Origin of the sequence: Bacteroides sp. MSSM.1001136sp1_RTP21357st2_D2_RTP21359_211015 (genome assembly GCF_040913205.1) — a bacterium.
GTDB classification, from domain to species: domain Bacteria; phylum Bacteroidota; class Bacteroidia; order Bacteroidales; family Bacteroidaceae; genus Bacteroides; species Bacteroides ovatus.
Map to the genome: position 1 here is coordinate 48,708 of NZ_JBDFVF010000029.1, position 20,402 is coordinate 69,109.

Annotated in this window: 9 protein-coding genes and 1 pseudogene; 4 read left to right on the plus strand and 6 right to left on the minus strand. The window is 43.0% G+C overall.

Annotated elements, in window-relative coordinates:
• Positions 1 to 9 precede the first annotated feature (9 nt).
• The 3 genes from AB5217_RS17875 to AB5217_RS17885 all read right to left on the minus strand — a co-directional run bounded on the left by AB5217_RS17875 (position 10) and on the right by AB5217_RS17885 (position 7,924).
• On the minus strand, positions 10 to 3,441 hold the full coding sequence (locus AB5217_RS17875) for an efflux RND transporter permease subunit (protein WP_004298349.1): 3,432 nt from the start codon (positions 3,439 to 3,441) through the stop codon (positions 10 to 12).
• A gap of 16 nt (positions 3,442 to 3,457) precedes the next feature.
• Positions 3,458 to 4,633: an efflux RND transporter periplasmic adaptor subunit gene (locus AB5217_RS17880; protein ID WP_032845063.1), complete on the minus strand. Its 1,176-nt coding sequence runs from the start codon at positions 4,631 to 4,633 to the stop codon at positions 3,458 to 3,460.
• A gap of 183 nt (positions 4,634 to 4,816) precedes the next feature.
• Positions 4,817 to 7,924, minus strand: coding sequence for a glycoside hydrolase family 2 TIM barrel-domain containing protein (locus tag AB5217_RS17885; RefSeq protein WP_004298344.1), 3,108 nt, complete (start codon positions 7,922 to 7,924; stop codon positions 4,817 to 4,819).
• Positions 7,925 to 8,408: 484 nt separating this feature from the next.
• On the opposite strand from AB5217_RS17885, the gene AB5217_RS17890 reads away from it, so the two are divergent.
• The 4 genes and pseudogenes from AB5217_RS17890 to AB5217_RS17905 all read left to right on the plus strand — a co-directional run bounded on the left by AB5217_RS17890 (position 8,409) and on the right by AB5217_RS17905 (position 17,805).
• The gene (locus AB5217_RS17890; RefSeq protein ID WP_004298342.1) at positions 8,409 to 11,534 is read left to right on the plus strand and encodes a SusC/RagA family TonB-linked outer membrane protein; all 3,126 of its coding nucleotides are present in this window, start codon (positions 8,409 to 8,411) and stop codon (positions 11,532 to 11,534) included.
• A gap of 11 nt (positions 11,535 to 11,545) precedes the next feature.
• Positions 11,546 to 13,342 carry a RagB/SusD family nutrient uptake outer membrane protein gene (locus AB5217_RS17895; RefSeq protein ID WP_032847416.1) on the plus strand — a complete coding sequence of 599 codons (1,797 nt, stop codon included), beginning with the start codon at positions 11,546 to 11,548 and terminating at the stop codon, positions 13,340 to 13,342.
• Between the two features lie 27 nt (positions 13,343 to 13,369).
• Positions 13,370 to 16,141 (plus strand): SusC/RagA family TonB-linked outer membrane protein, encoded by a 2,772-nt coding sequence (locus tag AB5217_RS17900; protein ID WP_032847418.1) that lies wholly within the window; start codon positions 13,370 to 13,372, stop codon positions 16,139 to 16,141.
• Positions 16,142 to 16,149: 8 nt separating this feature from the next.
• Positions 16,150 to 17,805 (plus strand): annotated as a pseudogene (locus tag AB5217_RS17905) (RagB/SusD family nutrient uptake outer membrane protein).
• Positions 17,806 to 17,901: 96 nt separating this feature from the next.
• Here AB5217_RS17905 and AB5217_RS17910 read toward each other — a convergent pair.
• The 3 genes from AB5217_RS17910 to AB5217_RS17920 all read right to left on the minus strand — a co-directional run bounded on the left by AB5217_RS17910 (position 17,902) and on the right by AB5217_RS17920 (position 20,144).
• On the minus strand, positions 17,902 to 18,378 hold the full coding sequence (locus AB5217_RS17910; protein ID WP_032847419.1) for an HU family DNA-binding protein: 477 nt from the start codon (positions 18,376 to 18,378) through the stop codon (positions 17,902 to 17,904).
• A 333-nt stretch (positions 18,379 to 18,711) separates the two neighbouring features.
• Positions 18,712 to 19,056 carry a hypothetical protein gene (locus AB5217_RS17915; RefSeq protein WP_004298335.1) on the minus strand — a complete coding sequence of 115 codons (345 nt, stop codon included), beginning with the start codon at positions 19,054 to 19,056 and terminating at the stop codon, positions 18,712 to 18,714.
• 476 nt (positions 19,057 to 19,532) lie between these two features.
• Entirely contained in the window at positions 19,533 to 20,144 is a 612-nt protein-coding gene (locus AB5217_RS17920) for a DsbA family protein (protein ID WP_004307474.1), read from the minus strand.
• Positions 20,145 to 20,402 lie beyond the last annotated feature (258 nt).

Consider the following 20,402-nt stretch of genomic DNA (forward strand, 5'->3'; position numbering starts at 1 on the left):
CGAATTTCATTATTTAGCGTATTGTTCAATCTCTGTTACGGCATCTGCATTGTCAATATCTTCCCATTCCATCGGTTTAACTTTCTCTTGCAGATACTGGAAGATAACAAACAAGGCAGGAACGATGAAAATTTGGCAAATCATACCGATTAACATACCACCGATAGAGGCAGTACCTAGTGTACGGTTACCGTGGGCACCTACACCGAAGGCAAACATCAATGGAAGCAAACCGACTACCATCGCCAATGATGTCATCAGAATCGGGCGGAGACGAGCACCGGCACCCAATACAGCTGCCCAAGTGATACTCATACCCATCTTGCGACGATCTAGGGCGAACTCTACGATCAAGATGGCATTCTTCGCCAACAGACCCATCAACATGATTAACGCGATCTGCATATAGATATTGTTTGACATCGTACCCAGAATCATCTTCAATGCCGAAATATTACCGATAGCACTTACACCATTCACAAACAGGAAACTGCCTAACAGACCGAACGGAATGGATAATAATACGGCCAATGGAAGAATGTAACTTTCGTACTGTGCACTCAACAATAAGTAAACGAATACAAAACAGAGTACAAAAATCAGTCCGGTAGCACTTCCGCTACTTTGAGCCTCTTCACGCGCCATACCTCCTAGTTCATACGTATAACCGGTAGGCAGGTTTTCTTGAGCAACTTCGGCAAGAGCCGTCAATGCCTGACCGGATGTATAACCACTTGCCGGAGCTACCATTACTTTCATAGAGGTATAAAGGTTGAAACGACTAATAATATCCGGACCATATACTTTCTCCACAGAAATGAACTGGGCAATCGGGGCCATCTCGCCTGCACTATTACGCACCTTGATATTTTTTAAAGATTCCAGGTTTTTGCGTGATAACGGATCTGACTGAATCATAACACGATACATCTTACCGAAACGATTGAAGTTGGATGCGTACAAACCTCCGTAATATCCTTGCATAGTAGTGAGGATATCGCTCGGGCTGATGCCAGCTTTTTTACAAGCTGCCGCATCAATGTCAATCATGTATTGCGGGAAATTCGGGTTGAAGGAAGTCTTTGCTGAATTAATTTCCGGACGTGCTTCCAATGCTGCCGTATAATCATTAACCACATCGAAGAATTTGTTCAGATCACCACCGGTCTTATCTTGCATATTGACCTCAATATCCGTAGATGCCGAGTAACCCGGGATCATAGGAGGAGCGAAGAACAATACCTGTGCTTCTTTGATAATCTTTTGTGCACGCATATATAAGGAACCGACTACAACGTCTGAATTCTGTATCATGGAACGTTCGTCCCAGTCTTTCAGTTTGATGATGAAAGAACCGTATGATGGTCCCTGGCCACCGATAAAGCTGAATCCGGAAATCATGGTACGTGACAATACCGCAGGATCGGAAGCGATCAGACTGTCTACACGTGCCAGGATTTTTTCAGAACGGTCTTGGGAAGTACCCGGAGGTAATGTCACTGCTCCCATCAGCGTTCCGGTATCTTCATTAGGCACCATACCTGTCGGAGTGGTGTTCATGAAGAATACAAGTATCGCAATGGAAGCGACAACTAATCCCATAGACAACCATTTCTTCTGGATAAAGAACAGTACTCGTTTCTTATAACGTTTCAGGATTGATTCGTATGTATCGTTGAATCTGTTTTTAAACTTCTTCGTACTCATTCCGATCAGTGCCAGAATACTAAGCACTACGAAAATTGCAGTGACTATCGGATTGATACTGAACAAACCAAAGATCATGCCGAGAATGGCAATAAGCGTCAAAGTAAGTGTAATTCCCGGATGCAACATCTTTCCGATAGCTTCGGTATATCTGTTGATCATAGTTGTATGGGCTGCCGTATAGGCTACTTTCATACGTTCTTTCAATGTGGAGTCTTCCGTTGTTCCATCTTCTTTTTTGTGAGGTTTCAGAAGAACGGCGCACAAAGCCGGACTCAAAGTCAATGCGTTCAATGCGGACAGACCGATAGCGATAGCCATAGTCATACCGAACTGACGATAGAATGTTCCTGCTGTACCTCCCATGAAACTTACCGGAACGAATACGGCCATCATAACCAGCGTAATAGATACGATAGCACCACCCAATTCATTCATGGCATCGATAGAAGCCAGACGGGCAGATGTATAACCTTGGTCAAGCTTGGCATGCACACCCTCGACGACCACAATCGCATCATCGACCACAATCGCAATAGCAAGCACGAGCGCACATAACGTCAACAAGTTCAGACTGAATCCTACCAGGGACAGGATGAAGAAAGTACCGATCAGAGCTACCGGAATGGCGATAGTCGGAATCAATGTGGAACGTAAATCCTGCAAGAAGATATACACTACGATAAACACCAGGATAAATGCTTCGATCAACGTCTTCACCACTTCATGGATAGAAGCGAAAAGGAAGTCATTGGCATTCATGGAGATGTTCAGTTTCAATCCGGTAGGCAACGTTTTTGATGCTTCATCCAACAATGCCTCAATATCACTGATGGTTTGTGTCGCATTGGTTCCTGCCATCTGGTATACGATACAAGTCACAGATTTGTGACCGTCTACCCGGTTGGTAAAGTTATATCCCAAACGGTCCAGCTGAATTTCTGCTATATCTTTCAGACGGAGTACTTCACCGTCAGGAAGAGATTTGATAACGATATTTTCAAACTCTTCAGGCTGTTGCAAGCGTCCTTTATAACGGATGGTATATTGGAAAGTCTGGTCACTGCGTTCACCGAACTGTCCTGGAGCAGCTTCGACATTCTGTTCTGCCAGAGCAGCGGAAACATCACCGGGAACGAGCTTGTATTGTGCCATGACATCCGGTCGTAACCAGATACGCATAGAATAATCCTGACCTAAAACGTTGGCATCACCTACACCCTGTACACGTTGAACTTGAGGAATCAGGTTGATCTTAGCATAGTTTTCAATAAACGATTCGCTATAGGTATCCGTCTCGTCATAAAGAGAGAATACTACCAACATGGAAGTCTGGCGTTTTTGAGTGGTTACACCGACTTTAGTTACTTCGGCAGGCAGCAGACCTTGTGCCATAGAGACACGGTTTTGTACATTGACGGCGGCCATGTCCGGATCTGTTCCTTGTTTGAAATATATGGATATATCACCGGAACCCGTGTTTGACGCAGTTGAGGTCATATACATCATGTTTTCTACACCGTTGATTTGTTCCTCCAACGGAGCAATCACGGAATTCAATACGGTCGATGCACTGGCTCCCGTATAGGTGGCTCTTACCGAAACGGTAGGAGGCGCGATGTCCGGATACTGCGTGATAGGCAGTGTCGCCAATCCGATAGCCCCCAGGATGACTATCAGGATAGAAATAACGGTTGATAGTACCGGACGGTTAATAAATCTATCTAATTTCATAATGATTATCTGATTATTAGTTGAAGGCTGTGGCTAAATTACCGTCGTGTTGGTCTTTCAAATGTTGTTGATAGTTTGCTTCTTTTTGCGCCGGTGTGATAGGCTGAACCTTCTGGCCATCTTTCAGGTTTTGTACTCCTTCGATTACGATTTTATCTCCTGAATTCAGACCGGAAGTAACCAAGTAGTCTTTTCCGTTATCCAGATTGAAGATTTTGATTTCTGTATATTTTACCGTGTTGTCCGGTTGCAGAACATAAACGAACTTCTTATCCTGGATTTCTACTGTTGCAGACTGCGATATAGTGATTACATTCTCCATAGCATAAGGAATCAGAACGTTTGCAGTACCTCCGCTACGCAATACATGTTCCTTATTCGGGAAGATGGCACGGATGCTTACCGAACCGGTAGATTGGTCGATAACGCCTGTGATAGCATCCACTTTACCCTCTATATCGTATGTGGAACCATCGATTAATTGTAGTTTGATAGTCGGTATTTTGCTGATTTCTTCTTTGATAGTGCTACCGGACTTGGTCATTGCCAGCAATTCCTTTTCTGTCATTGAGAAGTATACATATACTTCGTCAATCTCGGAAACAGTAGTCATCGGTGTAGCGATAGAAGGGCTTACCAATGCTCCTACACGATAAGGGATATTGTTGATAACGCCATCTGACGGACTTTTAACCTGTGTGAATGACAAGTTCTGTTGAGCAGTGGTCAGTTGTGCTTTTGCTTGTGCCAGCTGGGCTTTGGTCTGTGCCAGGGAGTTTTCTGCCATTGCCAGGTCATAGTCACTGATGATTTGCTTTTTGTTCAACTCTTTCTTATTGTCATACGTCATCTGTTGAGTGCTCACTGCTGCTTCTGCTGTAGCCACTGCTGCTTTGGCAGTGCGTACAGCTGCTTCGTATTGAGTCGGATCAACAATGAACAACACTTGTCCTTTACGTACAGCTGCTCCTTCGTCTACACAGAGTTTTGTGATGAAGCCTGATACTTGGGGGCGGATTTCTACATCTTGTTTACCTTTGATGGTAGCCGGATAGGCAGTTGTTAAATTAGCGGTCGTCTTTTGTAACTCTTGTACTGCATATTCAGGAACCTTTCCTGTGTCATTGCCCTTATTGCCACAACTTGACAAGAGGGCTACGCAAAATGCAAATAAAACAATTCTACTTTTCATACTTATAAATATCTGTTTTTTAATTTAATGCATTTGTTGTCAGTGTGCTGTTCGTCCATATAGATTAAGGAGGTTAAGGAAGAAAAAGCCGGAAACTAATTCGGTTAAATTAGTTTCCGGCTGCAAAAGTACTTTAAATTCGGTATTCTTGTTCTCTGATACCGTGTTTTTTAACTATGTTTTTTACTTTATTTTATGATATACAGGAGTCATAATAAAACTTAACTCATAATCTTGGTAAGGAAGACGGTATTTTTCCAGTGGAATGGCTCCCCAACTGTTCACACAAGCAAGTCCCGCTTGTGCCTTATCGATACAGAAATTGGTGAAGTCTGCCTTTTCTACTTCCGGTGAGTGACGTTGATCTTTACCGTCACCGTCATCCAATGACTCGATGGTATAATTCAGGGCAGAAGCAGAGAAAGGAGCATCCGATATGAATTGCAATCCGTTACCACTAATGTTCAGAAGTCTCCACCAGCGGATATCCGTTTTGGTTCCGGTTTCCTGCGGGCGGATGTAAGGATAGAATTGTTCTTCCACCGTCTGGCGGTATTTGCCTAACATGGCTCCGTGGTTACGGTCAGCATAGTTCTCTCCCGGACCACGACCGTAGTACTCTACCTCGTTGAAGTTGACAGGCATTCGCATTTGCATACCGAAGCGGAACATGTCAGAAACCTTCTTACTCTTGTCTGCCATCATCTTTTGGGTAACTTTCACTGCTCCCTTGTTGTTAATGGTGTAAGTCAGCGATAATGTTCCGCCAATCGACTTCATGTCATATTCTGCACGAACCACTGCCTGATCGTTTTCAATAGCATGTTTCAGAGAAGTCAGTTTCAGTTCAGGATTCTTCCAGGCAGCGTATTTATGTTGCAGTCCGGCTCCGAAATCATTGTCGGTCGGTGCACGCCAGAAGTTAGGAGTCAGTGCGCTGCCGTCTTCCATCAGTTGCATGCCGTTGACGTCGTAGCGACAAAGGTAACCATTGTGCTTATTGAAGTCCATAGAGAAGTTTTCACCTTTCACAATCAGGTAATTGCGGTCGTTGTCCAAAATACTGGGCACGATAACCGGAATGTTGGAAGCCTGTTGATTTTCCAGTTTCAGTTCCGGTGCTTTGTAGTCGCGGATGCTTAACTGGTCGTAAGCGATAGTCGTTCCTGCCGGCAGCAACGTTTCGGCGGCTTTCAGTTTATAGCTCACATTCAGCAACAATTCCTTGCAAGGACAGATATTCTTCACGTCCAACGGAATTTGCACTTTCACAGTTTGCTGGGGTGCAACTTTCAGGTCGGACACGATGCCTGTTTGCACTACTTCCCCGTTTGCCAGTAATTGCCATTCCATATAATATGCAGAGAGGTCGCGGAAGAAATATTCGTTGAAGATATTGATCTCACCTTTGGCAAGATCTGCAGGAGTAGTCCATATATCCTGATAGAAATAAGCCACTTCGTATGCATGCGGATTAGGCACGCGGTCGGGGCTGATTAAACCGTTGTCGTTGAAATTGTTGTCCGAAGCGTCGTATTTGTTGAAATCACCGCCATAACCATAGATATTTACTCCGTCTTTGTTTTTCCAGTGGCAGGATTGATCTACAAAGTCCCAGATAAATCCGCCCTGATATTTCGGATATTTGCGGATGATGTCCCAGTATTCTTTGAATCCTCCCTGTGAATTACCCATTGCGTGCGCGTATTCGCATTGGATTAACGGCTTTTGGATGTCGCCTTCGCTATATTTGATACAAGCGTCGTAGTCATAATACATCGGGCAGAAAATATCGGTGAATTCGCTGGTTCCTGCTTGTTCATACTGTACGGCACGTGTCTTGTCTTCGTTCTTAATCCAAGTGTAGCATTCCTCAAAGTTCGGTCCCATGCCGGCTTCGTTGCCCAGTGACCAGAAGATGATGGACGGATGGTTGTATCCGCGTTGTACATTGCGTTGGTTACGCTCCATGTGAGCTTTAGCGTAACTCGGGTTCTTTGCCAGTGTCTGATCGCCGTAACCCATTCCGTGAGATTCTACGTTGGCTTCGGCCACTACATACAGACCATATTGGTCACAAAGGTCATACCAACGGTTGTCGTCCGGATAATGACAAGTACGTACAGCGTTGATATTCAATTCTTTCATCACTTTGATATCCTGCAACATACGTTCGAGAGAAACGACATAACCGCCGTCCGGGTCCATTTCGTGACGGTCGGCTCCTTTGAAGAGTACCGGTTGCCCGTTGACGAGTATCTGTCCGCCTTTCAGCTCAATCTTGCGGAATCCTACTTTAACGGGGATTACTTCTACTACGTTGTTGCCGTTTTTCAGTGTAGCGGTCAGCGTGTAGAGATTAGGCGTTTCGGCAGTCCATTTGGCCGGGTTGGAGATGGATAGGGTAGTGTTTAATTTGCCAGAGCCTTTCAGGTCGGCAGTTGCTACACTGTTACCTTGAGTATCTGTCAAGTCCAAGGCAACTGTGCCGCTTCCTTTCAGATCAACGGCTATGTTCAGCGTACCGTCTTTATATTGGCTATCCAAATCTGGAGTGAGGCGAATATCCTGGATGTATTTCTTGTCACGTGCGTAAAGATAGCAGTCACGTCCTACGCCAGAGTAGCGGAAGAAGTCCTGATCTTCCAGATAACTGCCGTCGCACCAGCGGAATACCTGGAAAGCAATCACGTTTTTACCCGGTTTCAGGTAGTTGGTCAGGTTGAACTCGGCTTCCAGTTTGCTGTCCTCGCTATATCCTACGTAACGTCCGTTCACCCAAAGGTACATGTTGGAAGTTACCGAGCCGAAATGTGCAAAAATCTCTTTGCCTTTCCAGTCAGCAGGAAGGATGATTTCTTTCCGGTAAGAGCCTACATGATTGTTTTCTGTCGGTACTTGCGGGGGATTGTTTTTGAATTGGCTTCTCCAGGCATATCCTACGTTGACATAGATAGGATCACCGTAACCGTTCAACTCCCAAACGCCAGGCACCTGAAGGTCATCCCAACCTTTGTCGTTGAAATTAGTTTGATAAAAGTCGGTCGGTCGTGCATCTGCATGTCTTACCCAGTTGAATTTCCACGGACCGTTCAGGGTCATGAAATTCGTTGAATTTTCTTTAATGCCGGCTTTAGCTTCATCAGCCGATGCGTAAGCAAAGTAATTAGTGTGCATAGCGGAGCGGTTTACGGAATTCACTTCCGGGTCTTTCCACTCATTGAAGCTTTGTGCTTGAATTGCTGTCAGTCCCAATGCAGCCAAGCAGCAAGAGAGTAGTTGTTTCTTCATGGGTTTTTGTATTAGGTTTGAATTTCGGGAGTCAAAGATAGGGAATAATTTGATTAATAAAGGAGAATAATAAGTCTAATAGGTATGTCAATAGTTCAATTTTAATTTATTTATGAACTATTCAATGGAGTCTGGTAATGGTATGTGGAGTTGGCATAGATTTACGGTGAAAGAAGAACTTGGTAAATTAACTTTTTGAGTATCACCTCTCGAGTATGGTAAAGTCAAGAAGAAACGATGAATAGGCTGTATTTTTCTAGCGTGACATCCTGATACTATGAGTAATACAGCTAATTTTAATGCTTTTTATTTCTTATTTTGTACTATTTTGTCCCTTTTTAGTATGATAATTGTATCTTAAAAACTATTACAATCACTTAATTTGTAGCGAGTGTTTTTAACAAACCTATTTCAAATTCTTAAATTTATTATTATGAACAAACTGACGAGACTAAAAAGATGCAAGAGGTGCATCAGTACGTTAATGCTTATGTGTTGTTCGCTCTTGGCATGGGCGCAAAATACAGTAACGGGAACTGTATTGGATGAATCTAACTTAGAGGTGATTGGTGCCAATGTAAAGGAAAAAGGCACGGCCAACGGTGCTATTACTGACATGAATGGTGTTTTCCATTTAAAAGTAAGCAATCTTCAAAAAGCTGTTCTGCAAATTTCGTTCATGGGATATGAACCTCAAGAAGTGCCATTAAATGGACGCAAACAACTGAAAATTATTTTAAAAGAAACGGCCAATGAACTTCAGGAAGTTACAGTTGTGGCCTATGGTACACAAAAGAAAGAAACTCTGACAGGAGCTATTTCTGCTGTAAACAATGAAGCGTTGATACGTTCGCCGAATGCAAGTGTGGCCAATTCCCTGGCGGGTCAGATTACAGGACTCTCATCCGTCCAGACTAGCGGTCAGCCGGGACAGGAAGACCCTAAGGTGTTTATTCGCGGAGTGGGGTCCTTGACAGAAAGTGCTTCCTCTCCTTTGATTTTGGTGGATGGTATAGAACGTTCGTTTTATCAAATGGACCCGAATGAAATAGAGAGCGTGACGGTTCTGAAAGACGCTTCTGCTACTGCCGTGTTCGGTGTGCGTGGTGCAAATGGCGTAATTTTGGTGACTACACGTCGTGGTAAGGAAGGCAAAGCGAAAATTTCCGTAAATTCTTCAGTTGGTATCCAGATGCCCACCCGTATGCTTGAAATGGCAGACAGCTATACGTATGCTACTTTAAGAAACGAGATTATAACAAATGACAAACCAAATGCTACCGAGAACGATTTGGTGTTCAATAATTATGCAGTTGAACGGTTCAGATTGAATGATGAACCTATTATGTATCCCAGTATCGACTGGAGAAAGTATCTGCTTAATAAAACATCTATGCAGACACAGCATAACCTGAATATTTCCGGAGGAACAAAGGATATACGTTACTTCATATCTTTAGGTTTCTTATATCAGAATGGTCTGTTGAAACAGTTTGAAGGAGTGGGGTATGATAATAATTATAAATACAAAAGATACAATTATCGTGCGAATTTAGACTTTAATGTAACTAAGACTACCACGCTGAAGATTGGTATCGGCGGCATTGTAGGTAACCGGAATGAGCCGATGATTAATGATGCGACTAATTCGATCTGGACACTGATTAATCAGACAACTCCGTTCAGTAGTCCGGGTGTAATTGACGGACAACTCATAGTTACCCCCGAGGAACGTTTTGATAATAAAATAAATCTGGGCAACAGTGCTTTGCCTAAATGTTATGGAACGGGTTACTCAACTGCTATTAATAATACGATGAATCTGGACCTTCTGTTAAATCAGAAGTTGGACTTCATAACCAAAGGATTGTCGGCGGAAATAAAAGGTGCTTATAATACGAGTTATGGTTTTACCAAAAAGCGTAAAGGGCAAGTGGAACAATTTATGCCTTTCTATCAATCTTCTTTGGAAGATCCGTCACTTGGTTATGATTCGCCAGATTTCAACAAGAATATTGTTTATAAGATCAAAGGAGAAAATAAGAGCTTGCAATATGAGGAAACTTCCTCGCGGGCACGAGACTGGTATCTGGAAGCAAGCTTGAGATATAACCGTAAGTTTGGTTTTCATAATGTCGGGGGATTGTTCTTGTACAATCAGAGTAAGAAATACTATCCCGCTCAATGGGTGGGAGTACCGTCTGCTTACATCGGTTTTGTAGGCCGTCTGACGTATGATTACAAATCCCGCTATATGGCAGAAGTTAACTTCGGTTATAATGGTTCTGAGAATTTTGCTCCGGGTAAGAGATTCGGTGCGTTTCCTGCCGGTTCCATCGGTTATATCCTGTCGGAAGAGGCCTTCATGAAAAAACAGAAGGTGGTTGATTATCTGAAATTCCGTGCTTCTGTCGGCTTGGTCGGAAATGACAATCTTGGAAATAACCGCTTCTTATTCCTGCCGGATTCTTATGATGTGAATCTGAGCGGAGTAGACGGGTGGAATAACAATAAGTATGGATTCAACTTTGGTTATAACAGCAAGGCGTTAATTCTGGGTGCATTGGAGAAGCGTCTGGGCAATCCGAACGTGACTTGGGAAACTGCGCTGAAACAGAACTATGGATTGGACGTTCATTTCTTGAAGAGCCGTCTGAAAATCTCTTTGGACTATTTCCTCGAAGAACGTAAGGATATTCTCATCAATCGTAAGACAGTACCTTTATTAACGGGGTTGACTTCATCAATTCTACCTGCTGTAAATATGGGTAAAGTGAAAAACCGTGGATATGAGGTAGAAGTGAGGTGGAATGACAAGATTGGGCAGGTTCAGTATAATGTTCAGGCAAACGTTTCCTATTCAAAGAATAAGATTATTTTCCAAGACGAGGTTGAGCCTAATGAACCTTATATGTGGCGGACAGGAAATCCGGTCGGGACACTCTTCGGGTATGTAGCGGACGGTTTCTATACAGAAGCGGACTTCGGAGAGAACGGCAAACTGGTAGCAGGTCTGCCCGATCCGGGTGTGTCCGTGAAACCGGGTGATGTGAAATACCGGGATTTGAACGGTGATGAGGAAATTACTTCCGACGACCAGACTATCATTGGAAACCCGACTCGTCCGGCTTATACATTCGGATTGAATTATGGCATCAATTACAAAGGCTTTTTCCTGACGATGAACTGGACTGGTGCTGCACAACGCTCTTTGTTGCTGGACGGAGCTTTCAGAGAACCTTTTGGTAATGGTAAAATCCGTGGTTTGATGCAGTTCCATGCAGATACGCGCTGGACACCGGAAACGGCTAATACAGCTACTACACCGCGGTTTACAGAGACAAATGCAGTCTATAATATGCGTTCCTCCTCTTTGTGGGTGCGAGACGGTTCTTATTTGAAGCTGAAGAATGTGACAATAGGATATAACTTCACAGATAAGAAGATGTTGAAGAAACTGGGTATCCAGCAGTTAGGTATAAAACTGACAGGCTATAATCTGCTGACTTTTGATAAGTTTGACATCATGGACCCTGAATGTAATCCGAATAATGCGGATTCTTACCCTATCATTAAAATATATAATTTAGGTATTAATCTAACCTTTTAATAGTGCTGACAATGAAAAACTATAAAAAATATATAGGCTGTCTTTCTCTCTCTGTATTGACACTGATAGGGTGCGAAGACCTTAAATTTGGAGAGAAATTTCTGGATAAGCCGATAAGTAACGAACAGAATATCGATTCTGTTTTTAACAAAAAGGTATATGCTGAGCAGGCACTGGCGGAAACTTATCATTCCCTGCCGGATTATCTGCCGATGCAAGGACGTCTGGGATATGGCGTTCTGGAAATGCTAACCGATCTGGGTGACTGGACGAAAAAGGGAGCGCCTAAATTCTATACAGGAACAGTGGACGGAACAAATACATATCTGGAACATCTTCCATATCGGTTGGATGTCGCCAGTGCTACGATAGGAGTAGGGCCGGTTTATGGTATTCGAAGAGCCTACATTTACATTGAGAATGTGGATAGAGTGCCGGATATGACTGCGGATGAGAAAGCGATAGGAAAAGCGGAAGCGCAAGTAATCATTGCCTATCATTATTCTCAAATGCTCCGTTATTATGGTGGTATGCCGTGGATAGACCATGCATATACGGCAGAAGATGCGATGAAATTTCCTCGTATGACAGTGGAAGAAACCGTACAGAAGATTGTTGGATTACTGGATGCGGCAGCCTCTGTACTGCCTTGGCAGGTGAATGCAGATAATGACGGACGAATGACGGCTGCTTCTGCTTTAGCGTTAAAGTCCAGGGTGCTTCAGTTTGTGGCGAGTCCTTTATTTAATGCTGAAAAACCCTATCTGGAAGGAGATGCTTCGTCTCAATTCCTTACTTGGTATGGTAACTATTCACCAGACAGGTGGCAGAAGGCGTTGGATGCCGGATTAGAATTTATGCGGGCTAATAAAAAGAACTCGGACGCTTATCAACTGGTGAATACAGGTAATCCCCGCGATGATTTTGCAGCAGGATATTTCAATCGCCATAACGGTGAAGTCTTGATTTCTTCCAGAAGATTCACCACTTATGCTACGGGAAAGCTTCCGTTTGCCCAGGTGCGTTATGGAGTTGCTTCTCCTACATTGACTTATGTCGATATGTTTCAGATGAAAGACGGAACAGAATTCGACTGGAACAATCCGGACCATAATAAATTCCCTTTCTTTGATAAGGACGGAAACCCCAGAAGAGACATCCGCTTATATGAAACGGTTGCTGTGAATGGAGATAAGTTTAAGGGCGCCCAGAAAGTGCAGATTTATGAAGGAGCCACCCAGGCGCCTTATAAAGACGGACGAATGAGTTACAATGGGGTTGCCATGAGAAAATTCATACGGAACTTCAATGACGAAGTGAATGGTAAATTTTATTCTTGTCCGTTGATCCGCCTTCCGGAGGTTTATTTGAATATGGCCGAAGCGATGAACGAATTGAATAAGGCGGAAGTCCGTGATGAGTTTGGCAATACGGCTTATGATTATCTGAATAAAACCAGACTGCGTGTGGGTATGCCTGCGATTTCGGCAACAGATGTTCCGGCCGGCAAACCGTTGCGTGAAGCAATATTACGCGAAAGAGCCATTGAATTCGGCTATGAAGAAGTACGCTATTTCGATCTGGTACGTTGGAAACGCGCAGATATATTTACCGGACAATTGTCACGTCTGATTATTAAAAAAGCGGCCGGTGAGCCAAGCGGCTTTTCTTATGCCGTATCTCATGCAATGGCGGAAACGCGTCAGTATGCAAAACCTGAAAAGTGGAACGACAAGTATTTCCTGTTGCCTCTGCCTATAGATGAGATAAACAAGAAATATGGATTGATTCAGAATCCGGGTTGGTAATAATCAAATCGTTGAACAATAAGAAGAATGATTATGAATAAATCACTTTATATCGTAGCTTTCTCGTTGGCATTTGCCACTACGGGTATAGCGCAAAATAATGAAGGACAAGATAAGGTAATCGATCTGGGCACACAGACGACCACCGAATTACGGAAGACACAGGCTGTCTCTACCATTTATTCGGATGAATTAGATAAAAATGCTACCACTAGTCCTTACAATGCCATTTATGGCCTGTTGCCGGGATTGAGTGTGATGCAGAACACTAGTTGGGGCACAGATAAATCTCGTCTCAATGTGCGGGGACGCGGTTCTTTGAATGGAGATACACCTTTATTTGTAGTAGATGGTTTTGCACGCCCTCTCGAATATATCAACCTTTCGGAAATAGAATCAATATCCGTTTTGAAAGACGGTGCTGCTACTGCTCTTTGGGGAGGCAGAGGCGCTAACGGAGTGGTATTGATAACTACCAAACGCGGTATATATAACCAGAAGGATATAAAAGTAGACTACAAGTTTGGTTTAGGCTTACCTGTTAATCAGCCGGAATTTGCCGATGCTTATACCTATGCCAAAGCCCGTAATGAAGCATTGAGATATGATGGCTTGCAACCGGACATGGATGAGGCTTCTTTCCTGTCCGGAGGCAATAGCGATCTTTATCCGAATGTGGACTGGCAGAAAGAAGCGTTACGCAATCATACAACCAGTCATCAACTGGACATCACTTTCCGCGGAGGTGGCAAGCGGCTTCGTTATTTCAGTGTCCTCAATTACAAAAACGATATGGGACTGCTGAATAGCAAGTACACTGATTATACAGATCGCTATAACTCCCAGATGAAGAAATACTTCCTCAATCTTCGCATGAATCTGGATGTGGATATTACGGACGCGACAAAATTGAAATTGAGTATGCTCGGTATGCTGCGAGAGACCAAGCGTCCCACCACATCGGAAGCTACTTTGTTTGAACAGATTTTCAACACCCCGTCCGCCGCATTTCCCGTGCAGACACAGAATGGATTCTGGGGCAGTAACAATGTGCTGAAAACAAATCCGATAGCCAATCTGGCGGACGTAGGTTATTATAAACTGAATCAGCGTATGTTGCAGGCGGATTTGCGGTTGGTGCAGGATTTGTCTGTATTGACTCGCGGGTTGAGTGCGGAACTCGCTATTGCTTATGATAATAATGCAACCTATCAGGAAACAGCTAAGAAAAGTTTTATGTACCAGACCATTGAAAAAGGCATAGACGGAGAACCGATTTACACGAATTACGGAAATCCTAACGATGAACTGGAAATCAGCAACAAAGGATTGGCCAATCAATACATACATGCCAATTTTGAAGCGAAGGTCAATTATCACCGGACATGGGATAAACATGATTTTACGGCCAGTGCTATGTTTCGTCAAGAATCAATGACGTTGACAGGGGCTAATAACAGTCGTTACCGTCAATACATCATCGGAACCGCAGGTTATAATTTTGACAACCGTTATATGGTGGATATCGTAGCCAACTGTTTTGGCAGCAGCGTATTGGGGAAGAACGACAAGTATCGTGCATATCCCGCCATTTCTGCCGCCTGGATACTTTCGAACGAGAATTTCATGAAAGAAATTTCTGCTTTTGATTATCTGAAACTTCGTGCTTCTTACGGACGCTCCGGATATGATACTTATGATTATGACATGGATAAGCAATATTGGGTAGGAAGCGGTGCTTACTATTTTCAGGCCGGAAATACTTCTGCCGGAAGTAGCCTGAAGGAAGGAGTGTTGGCAATGGAACAACTGGATCTGGAAGTTGCGGATAAATATAATATCGGTTTGGATATGAGCCTGTTCAAGGGACTGACTTTTTCTATTGACGGTTTTTATGACAAGCGCACTAATATCCTGATTGACGGAAGTGGGCTGATCTCATCGGCAATCGGGGTTACTATTCCGCAGATGAATGCAGGAAAAGTGGAAACAAAAGGAACGGAACTCTCTGCCATGTGGAAAAAGGAATACAAGGACTTCAACTATTATATCGGAGCCAACTTCTCCTATGCCAAAAGTAAAGTCGTAGAAAATGGTGAGGGATATCAGCCGTATGGCTATTTGTCTAAAAAAGGTTACCCTGTCGGGCAGTGTTTTGGCTGGGAGGCTATCGGTTATTTCAGAGATGAGGCGGACATAAAGAGCAGTCCGGTGCAGAAATTCTCGGAAGTACGTCCAGGTGATGTCAAGTACAGAGATCTGAATGGCGATAACGTGATTGACAACAATGACCAGAAGGCGATAGGATATTCCACTGCCATACCGGAGATTTATTATGGCATTAATTTGGGATTTGAATATAAAGGTTTTGGCGTGGATGCTCTGTTTCAAGGAGTAGCCCATTATAGTGTGATGTTGAACACTGCCAGCGTATACTGGCCGTTGAGAAACAACACGAATATTTCCAACTGGTATCTGAATGACAGAATCCGCTGGACGGAAGAAACGAAAGACATCGCAAATGTCCCCCGCCTGACTACGCTGGATAATGCCAATAACTTCAGAAACAGTACACAGTGGTTGGAGAACGGGAGCTATTTCAAACTTCGTAACCTGAATGTCTACTATAACCTTCCTTCCTCTTGGGCGAAGAAAGTGAAAATGGAGAAGATTCAGGTGTATGCGAGAGCTAACAATCTTTTTTCGCTCGATCATGTGAAGTATATGAACTGTGAAGATCTGAAAATCAATTATCCGGATATGACTTCTGTTTATTTCGGGTTGAATATTAACTTCTAAAATGTGAGATGACCATGAGAAAATATATCCTATTATATACAGGTTTGCTATTATCCGTATCGGGGTGTAGCTTGCTCGAATTGGACGAATCGACAGGCTTGGACAGGGAAGAGGCCTATTCCTACTTTAGCAATGTGAAAGGTTTGGCTACCTACGTTTATAGCCAGTTGCCCGGAGATCTCGGAGTGCTCGACGGGGCTTTGAGGGAGTCTGCAACGGATAATTCTGTTTATGTCTGGAGTGATAATAGTGTTCACGACTTTTATAACAATGCCTAGAGTCCCAACAATGCAGTCGATAATATGTGGTCGAAGTGCTATGGAGCTATCCGTTCCGTCAATTCATTTCTTGAAAACTATTCACAGGAAAAACTGGAGCGTTTCCGCTGGAACGACACGTATGAAGAAGACATTGCCAAAGCTACCATGTATCGTGAAGAATTACGGGTGTTGCGAGCTTTTTATCTGTTCGAACTGGCTAAACGATACGGTGATATTCCACTTTTGACACGTACGTATGCTTTGGATGAAATCAACGGCGTGGAAAAGACTTCTTTCAATGAAGTGATAAAATATATCTGTGACGAATGTAGTGACGCGGCCAAAACTCTGCCTGTCAGTCATCAGGACTTTTGGGCGGAGACGGGACGTGTGACCAAAGGTACAGCGTTGGCATTGAAATCCCGTGCTCTTCTTTATGCGGCGAGTTTGTTGCATAATCCCGCACAGGATGCCGATAAATGGAAAGCGGCTGCCGATGCGGCTTATGCTATCATAAAAGAGAACTGGTACAGTTTGCCGAAGACGAATGTAGATCCTCTGTATGACAAGAATGGTGGAAACGATGTATTGAAATCTCCGCAATTAATTTTTGAACGTAGAAATGGGGAAAGCTTTGATTTTGAAGCTAACAATTTGCCCATCAGTTATGAAAAGGGGAAAACAGGCAACGTGCCCACCCAGAACCTGGTGGATGCCTTCCAGATGACTAATGGAAAAGACTTTGACTGGGAACAGATTACACCGGGGCAGAATCCGTATGAAGGCAGAGACCCAAGATTCTATAAAACGGTGCTTTGCAATGGCGATACATGGATGAACTCGACCATCCAGTCTTATGAAGGAGGAAAAGACGGTGCCGGAACAACCGGAGCGACTACCACAGGTTATTATTTGAAGAAGTATATGAATGAGACTGTTTCTCTAGCTCCTTCCAATGAGAAAAAGAAACCGCACCATTTCATCATATTCCGTTATGCGGAAATTCTCCTGAACTATGCGGAAGCAATGGATGCCTGGAAAGACGCTGATTATACGGATAATGACCATCCGTTGTCTGCACGTGCGGCACTGAATCAGGTGCGTGCTGCTGCTGATATGCCTGCCATTACAACAAGCGGCGACGCGTTTACTGAAAGCGTCCGTCGTGAAAGACGAGTGGAACTTGCGTTCGAAGACCATAGGTTCTGGGATATCCGCCGTTGGAAAATCGGTGATAAAACCAAAGCTATTTATTGCATCAAGATCACTATGGAAAACGGCTTGCCTGTTTATAAGAAAGAATTGCTTGAAACACGTAACTGGGATGATAAGATGTACTTATATCCTATACCACAGACTGAATATTATAAGAATCCTAATTTAGGTCAAAATACAGGCTGGTAACTATGACTAAGCGAACCCTAAAAGTTTTTGTCTAACTTTTAGGGTTCATTTTTATGGGAAGAAGTCCTTTTCTATGTGTGGTCCCTTGTTCCAGTTTTATGCTGCAGGATCTGGAGCCTCACCGCTACCGCCTTCGTCCGGATTTTCCGGTTTATTTCCCCCTCCATTTCCAGAAGAGGTGCCGCCGTTTCCTTCCGTCTTGTAAATACTTACATTATCCAGCATATCCTTAAATTTATATCCCGGAGTAAATACAATTTTCACTCGTCGAACGGTATCGGCATCTACATCTTTTTCCTCTTTCTGGCTTTTGCAGTTCATGCCCGGACGGAAACATCCGAAGTCACCTAATTGCACAGACAATCCTTTGTTTAGGTTCGTGTTCAACGCATCAATCAGTGCGTCAATCACGTGTTTCACTGCGCCTTCGGGAATCATACCGAACATGGATACTTCCTTGCATAAATCTCTGAAATTTACCGTATTGGTAATTACATTCTGTGCTACATACTTTTCAGTCTTTGTTTTGTCAAAGCCGAAAACTCTTTTCTTGACAACATACTTTAATGCCATAGTCTTTCTTCTTTTAATAGTTAGTTAATCTGTTTTATTGTTGTTTTGTGATCACGATGCAAAGATATGGTTTCCGAAATTCATGACCAAGCTAAAAAAGAATTGTGCGTTAATAAATTAGTTAATAAGTAGAATGCTGCTGTATTGGGGAATTTTATGTAAAAAAAATTTGGCAGAAAGATAGAAGAAGAGGATGCCGATCAAGATATTGGGGTGTCAAGTGTGGGGAAGGCATCCTCTTCGAAGATAGAACGAAAGGACTACTTGCACAAGCAATCTTTTTCGCTTTGTTGTCTATCTTCTATATATACTGGTAAGGAGTATGATTCTGAATTATTCCGTATCTTCTTTGGTTCGCAGGCTGACTAACTCTGTCCACTTGCTTATACTTAAGTCGAACCCTCCTTTCTCCAGATGTTGGAGGGCGGTTCTAAAATGTCGTATTACTTTTTCTGTATCATTGGTTGTTTTATACTCAAGCTCTCCAAGTGCATATTCAAGACGTGCCATTTGGATGTAATCTAACAAGGTATAGTTTTCGTCAACGGATAAAGTTGAAAGATAGTTCAACAAGTCGAATGCTTTTTCTCGTTCTTCATCTGATAAGTTGGAGATGGGGCGGCGCGCGATAGGGTGCTGCATTAATAGAATAATGTTTTCTTTCAAGTCATCGTACATATCTTTGTTATGTTTGTCGCATCATTTCCCTGTGGTGCGCGGTTTAAAAAAGAGAGCGTGGGAAACTACCAACTGTACGCCAACCATAGGCTCGGCAAAGACCCTCCGCGACATAAGTGATAGTCCCACGCCCATTGGGTATATAAACAAATTATATACAGAAGTGTGCACGAGACCTGACATCACTTATTGCCATTCGCGGTAAATTTTTGCCGAATTTATGGTTGAATGCAATAAATAATCGTTCTCTGTAAAAAAATAAAATGTTCCTCTCTACGTATGAAAGGAAACCGCTACAAAAGTAGCAATAAATATTGATAAAGCAAGTAATCTTGTTTTATAATTTCATAGATAGTTCTGATTTACTAAAAGTCAGTATAAATATGATTAATATAAAAAGAACCCTACACTGAATTATTGTTTTTTTGTTCAGTTCAGAATTGGAATTCTAGGTAATTCTGCTAGATGATTTTAACTTAACTTTCTGTTTTCTTTGCATAAACCACCTGTTTGCCTGTTCCATAACGGATTAAGAGTCCACGTTCGATAAAAGCATTCAGTTCTTTCAAAGCACGTTTTTTGTCGTGTCCTGTCAATCGGCTATAGTCGGTGCGGGTCAGGCAGGGATATTTGTTCAGATGCTGGTTGATTATTGTCAAACATTCTTCTTCACTGTGCCCTTTCCCATGGTGACGAGTCATCGATTCTCCACGTTCTAGTCTCATTTGCTGGCCTACTTCTTTCTTAAACTGGCTGCCTACCCGGAAATTGACATTCTTCAGCTCAATAGATTGTGCGTGCACATCTTTTTTCTTCATTACACGAGGTCCCTTTAAAGACACTGAAAAATATCCGATATCTCCCAGTTCCACAATCCATCCGTTGGCAATCAAATCTCTCAACTCGTTTTGGAAAGACTGCATGGCGCCCGCCAGTAAACTGCGGCTTATTCCTGTGAATTTGTGTACACGGTCTAGAAATTCTTCCTGATCAACGGTTCCTTTGAATACTACGCGGGGATGAAGCGGTTGTGCGTCGCCTGTTTGTTGAATGTCAGGCGTGTCGTAAAGGTCATATTGTATACTCATATTCGTTTTTATTTAGTGTAGGCACATTGATAAATCCGTTTGCCTATCCGGATTTACTTCACTTGCTACTTTTATTTCGTTCCACTATAGTTTCTCTTTCGTCCCACTATAGTGCTCCGCAAGGGAAACTATAGTGTTCTTTGCGGAACACTATAGTGGAACGAAAAAAGATTAGGCAACAAAGGTAATCTCTTTAGGCAATAAAACTAATTATATTAGCAGGAAAAAAATAAAAACGTCGCAAATATTGTTTATTAC

Bases quoted from the DNA above. Each gene is read 5' to 3' on its own strand.
- AB5217_RS17875 (WP_004298349.1), bottom strand. From the start codon at position 3,441: ATGAAATTAGATAGATTTATTAACCGTCCGGTACTATCAACCGTTATT.
- AB5217_RS17880 (WP_032845063.1), bottom strand. From the start codon at position 4,633: ATGAAAAGTAGAATTGTTTTATTTGCATTTTGCGTAGCCCTCTTGTCA.
- AB5217_RS17885 (WP_004298344.1), bottom strand. From the start codon at position 7,924: ATGAAGAAACAACTACTCTCTTGCTGCTTGGCTGCATTGGGACTGACA.
- AB5217_RS17890 (WP_004298342.1), top strand. From the start codon at position 8,409: ATGCTTATGTGTTGTTCGCTCTTGGCATGGGCGCAAAATACAGTAACG.
- AB5217_RS17895 (WP_032847416.1), top strand. From the start codon at position 11,546: ATGAAAAACTATAAAAAATATATAGGCTGTCTTTCTCTCTCTGTATTG.
- AB5217_RS17900 (WP_032847418.1), top strand. From the start codon at position 13,370: ATGATTATGAATAAATCACTTTATATCGTAGCTTTCTCGTTGGCATTT.
- AB5217_RS17910 (WP_032847419.1), bottom strand. From the start codon at position 18,378: ATGGCATTAAAGTATGTTGTCAAGAAAAGAGTTTTCGGCTTTGACAAA.
- AB5217_RS17915 (WP_004298335.1), bottom strand. From the start codon at position 19,056: ATGTACGATGACTTGAAAGAAAACATTATTCTATTAATGCAGCACCCT.
- AB5217_RS17920 (WP_004307474.1), bottom strand. From the start codon at position 20,144: ATGAGTATACAATATGACCTTTACGACACGCCTGACATTCAACAAACA.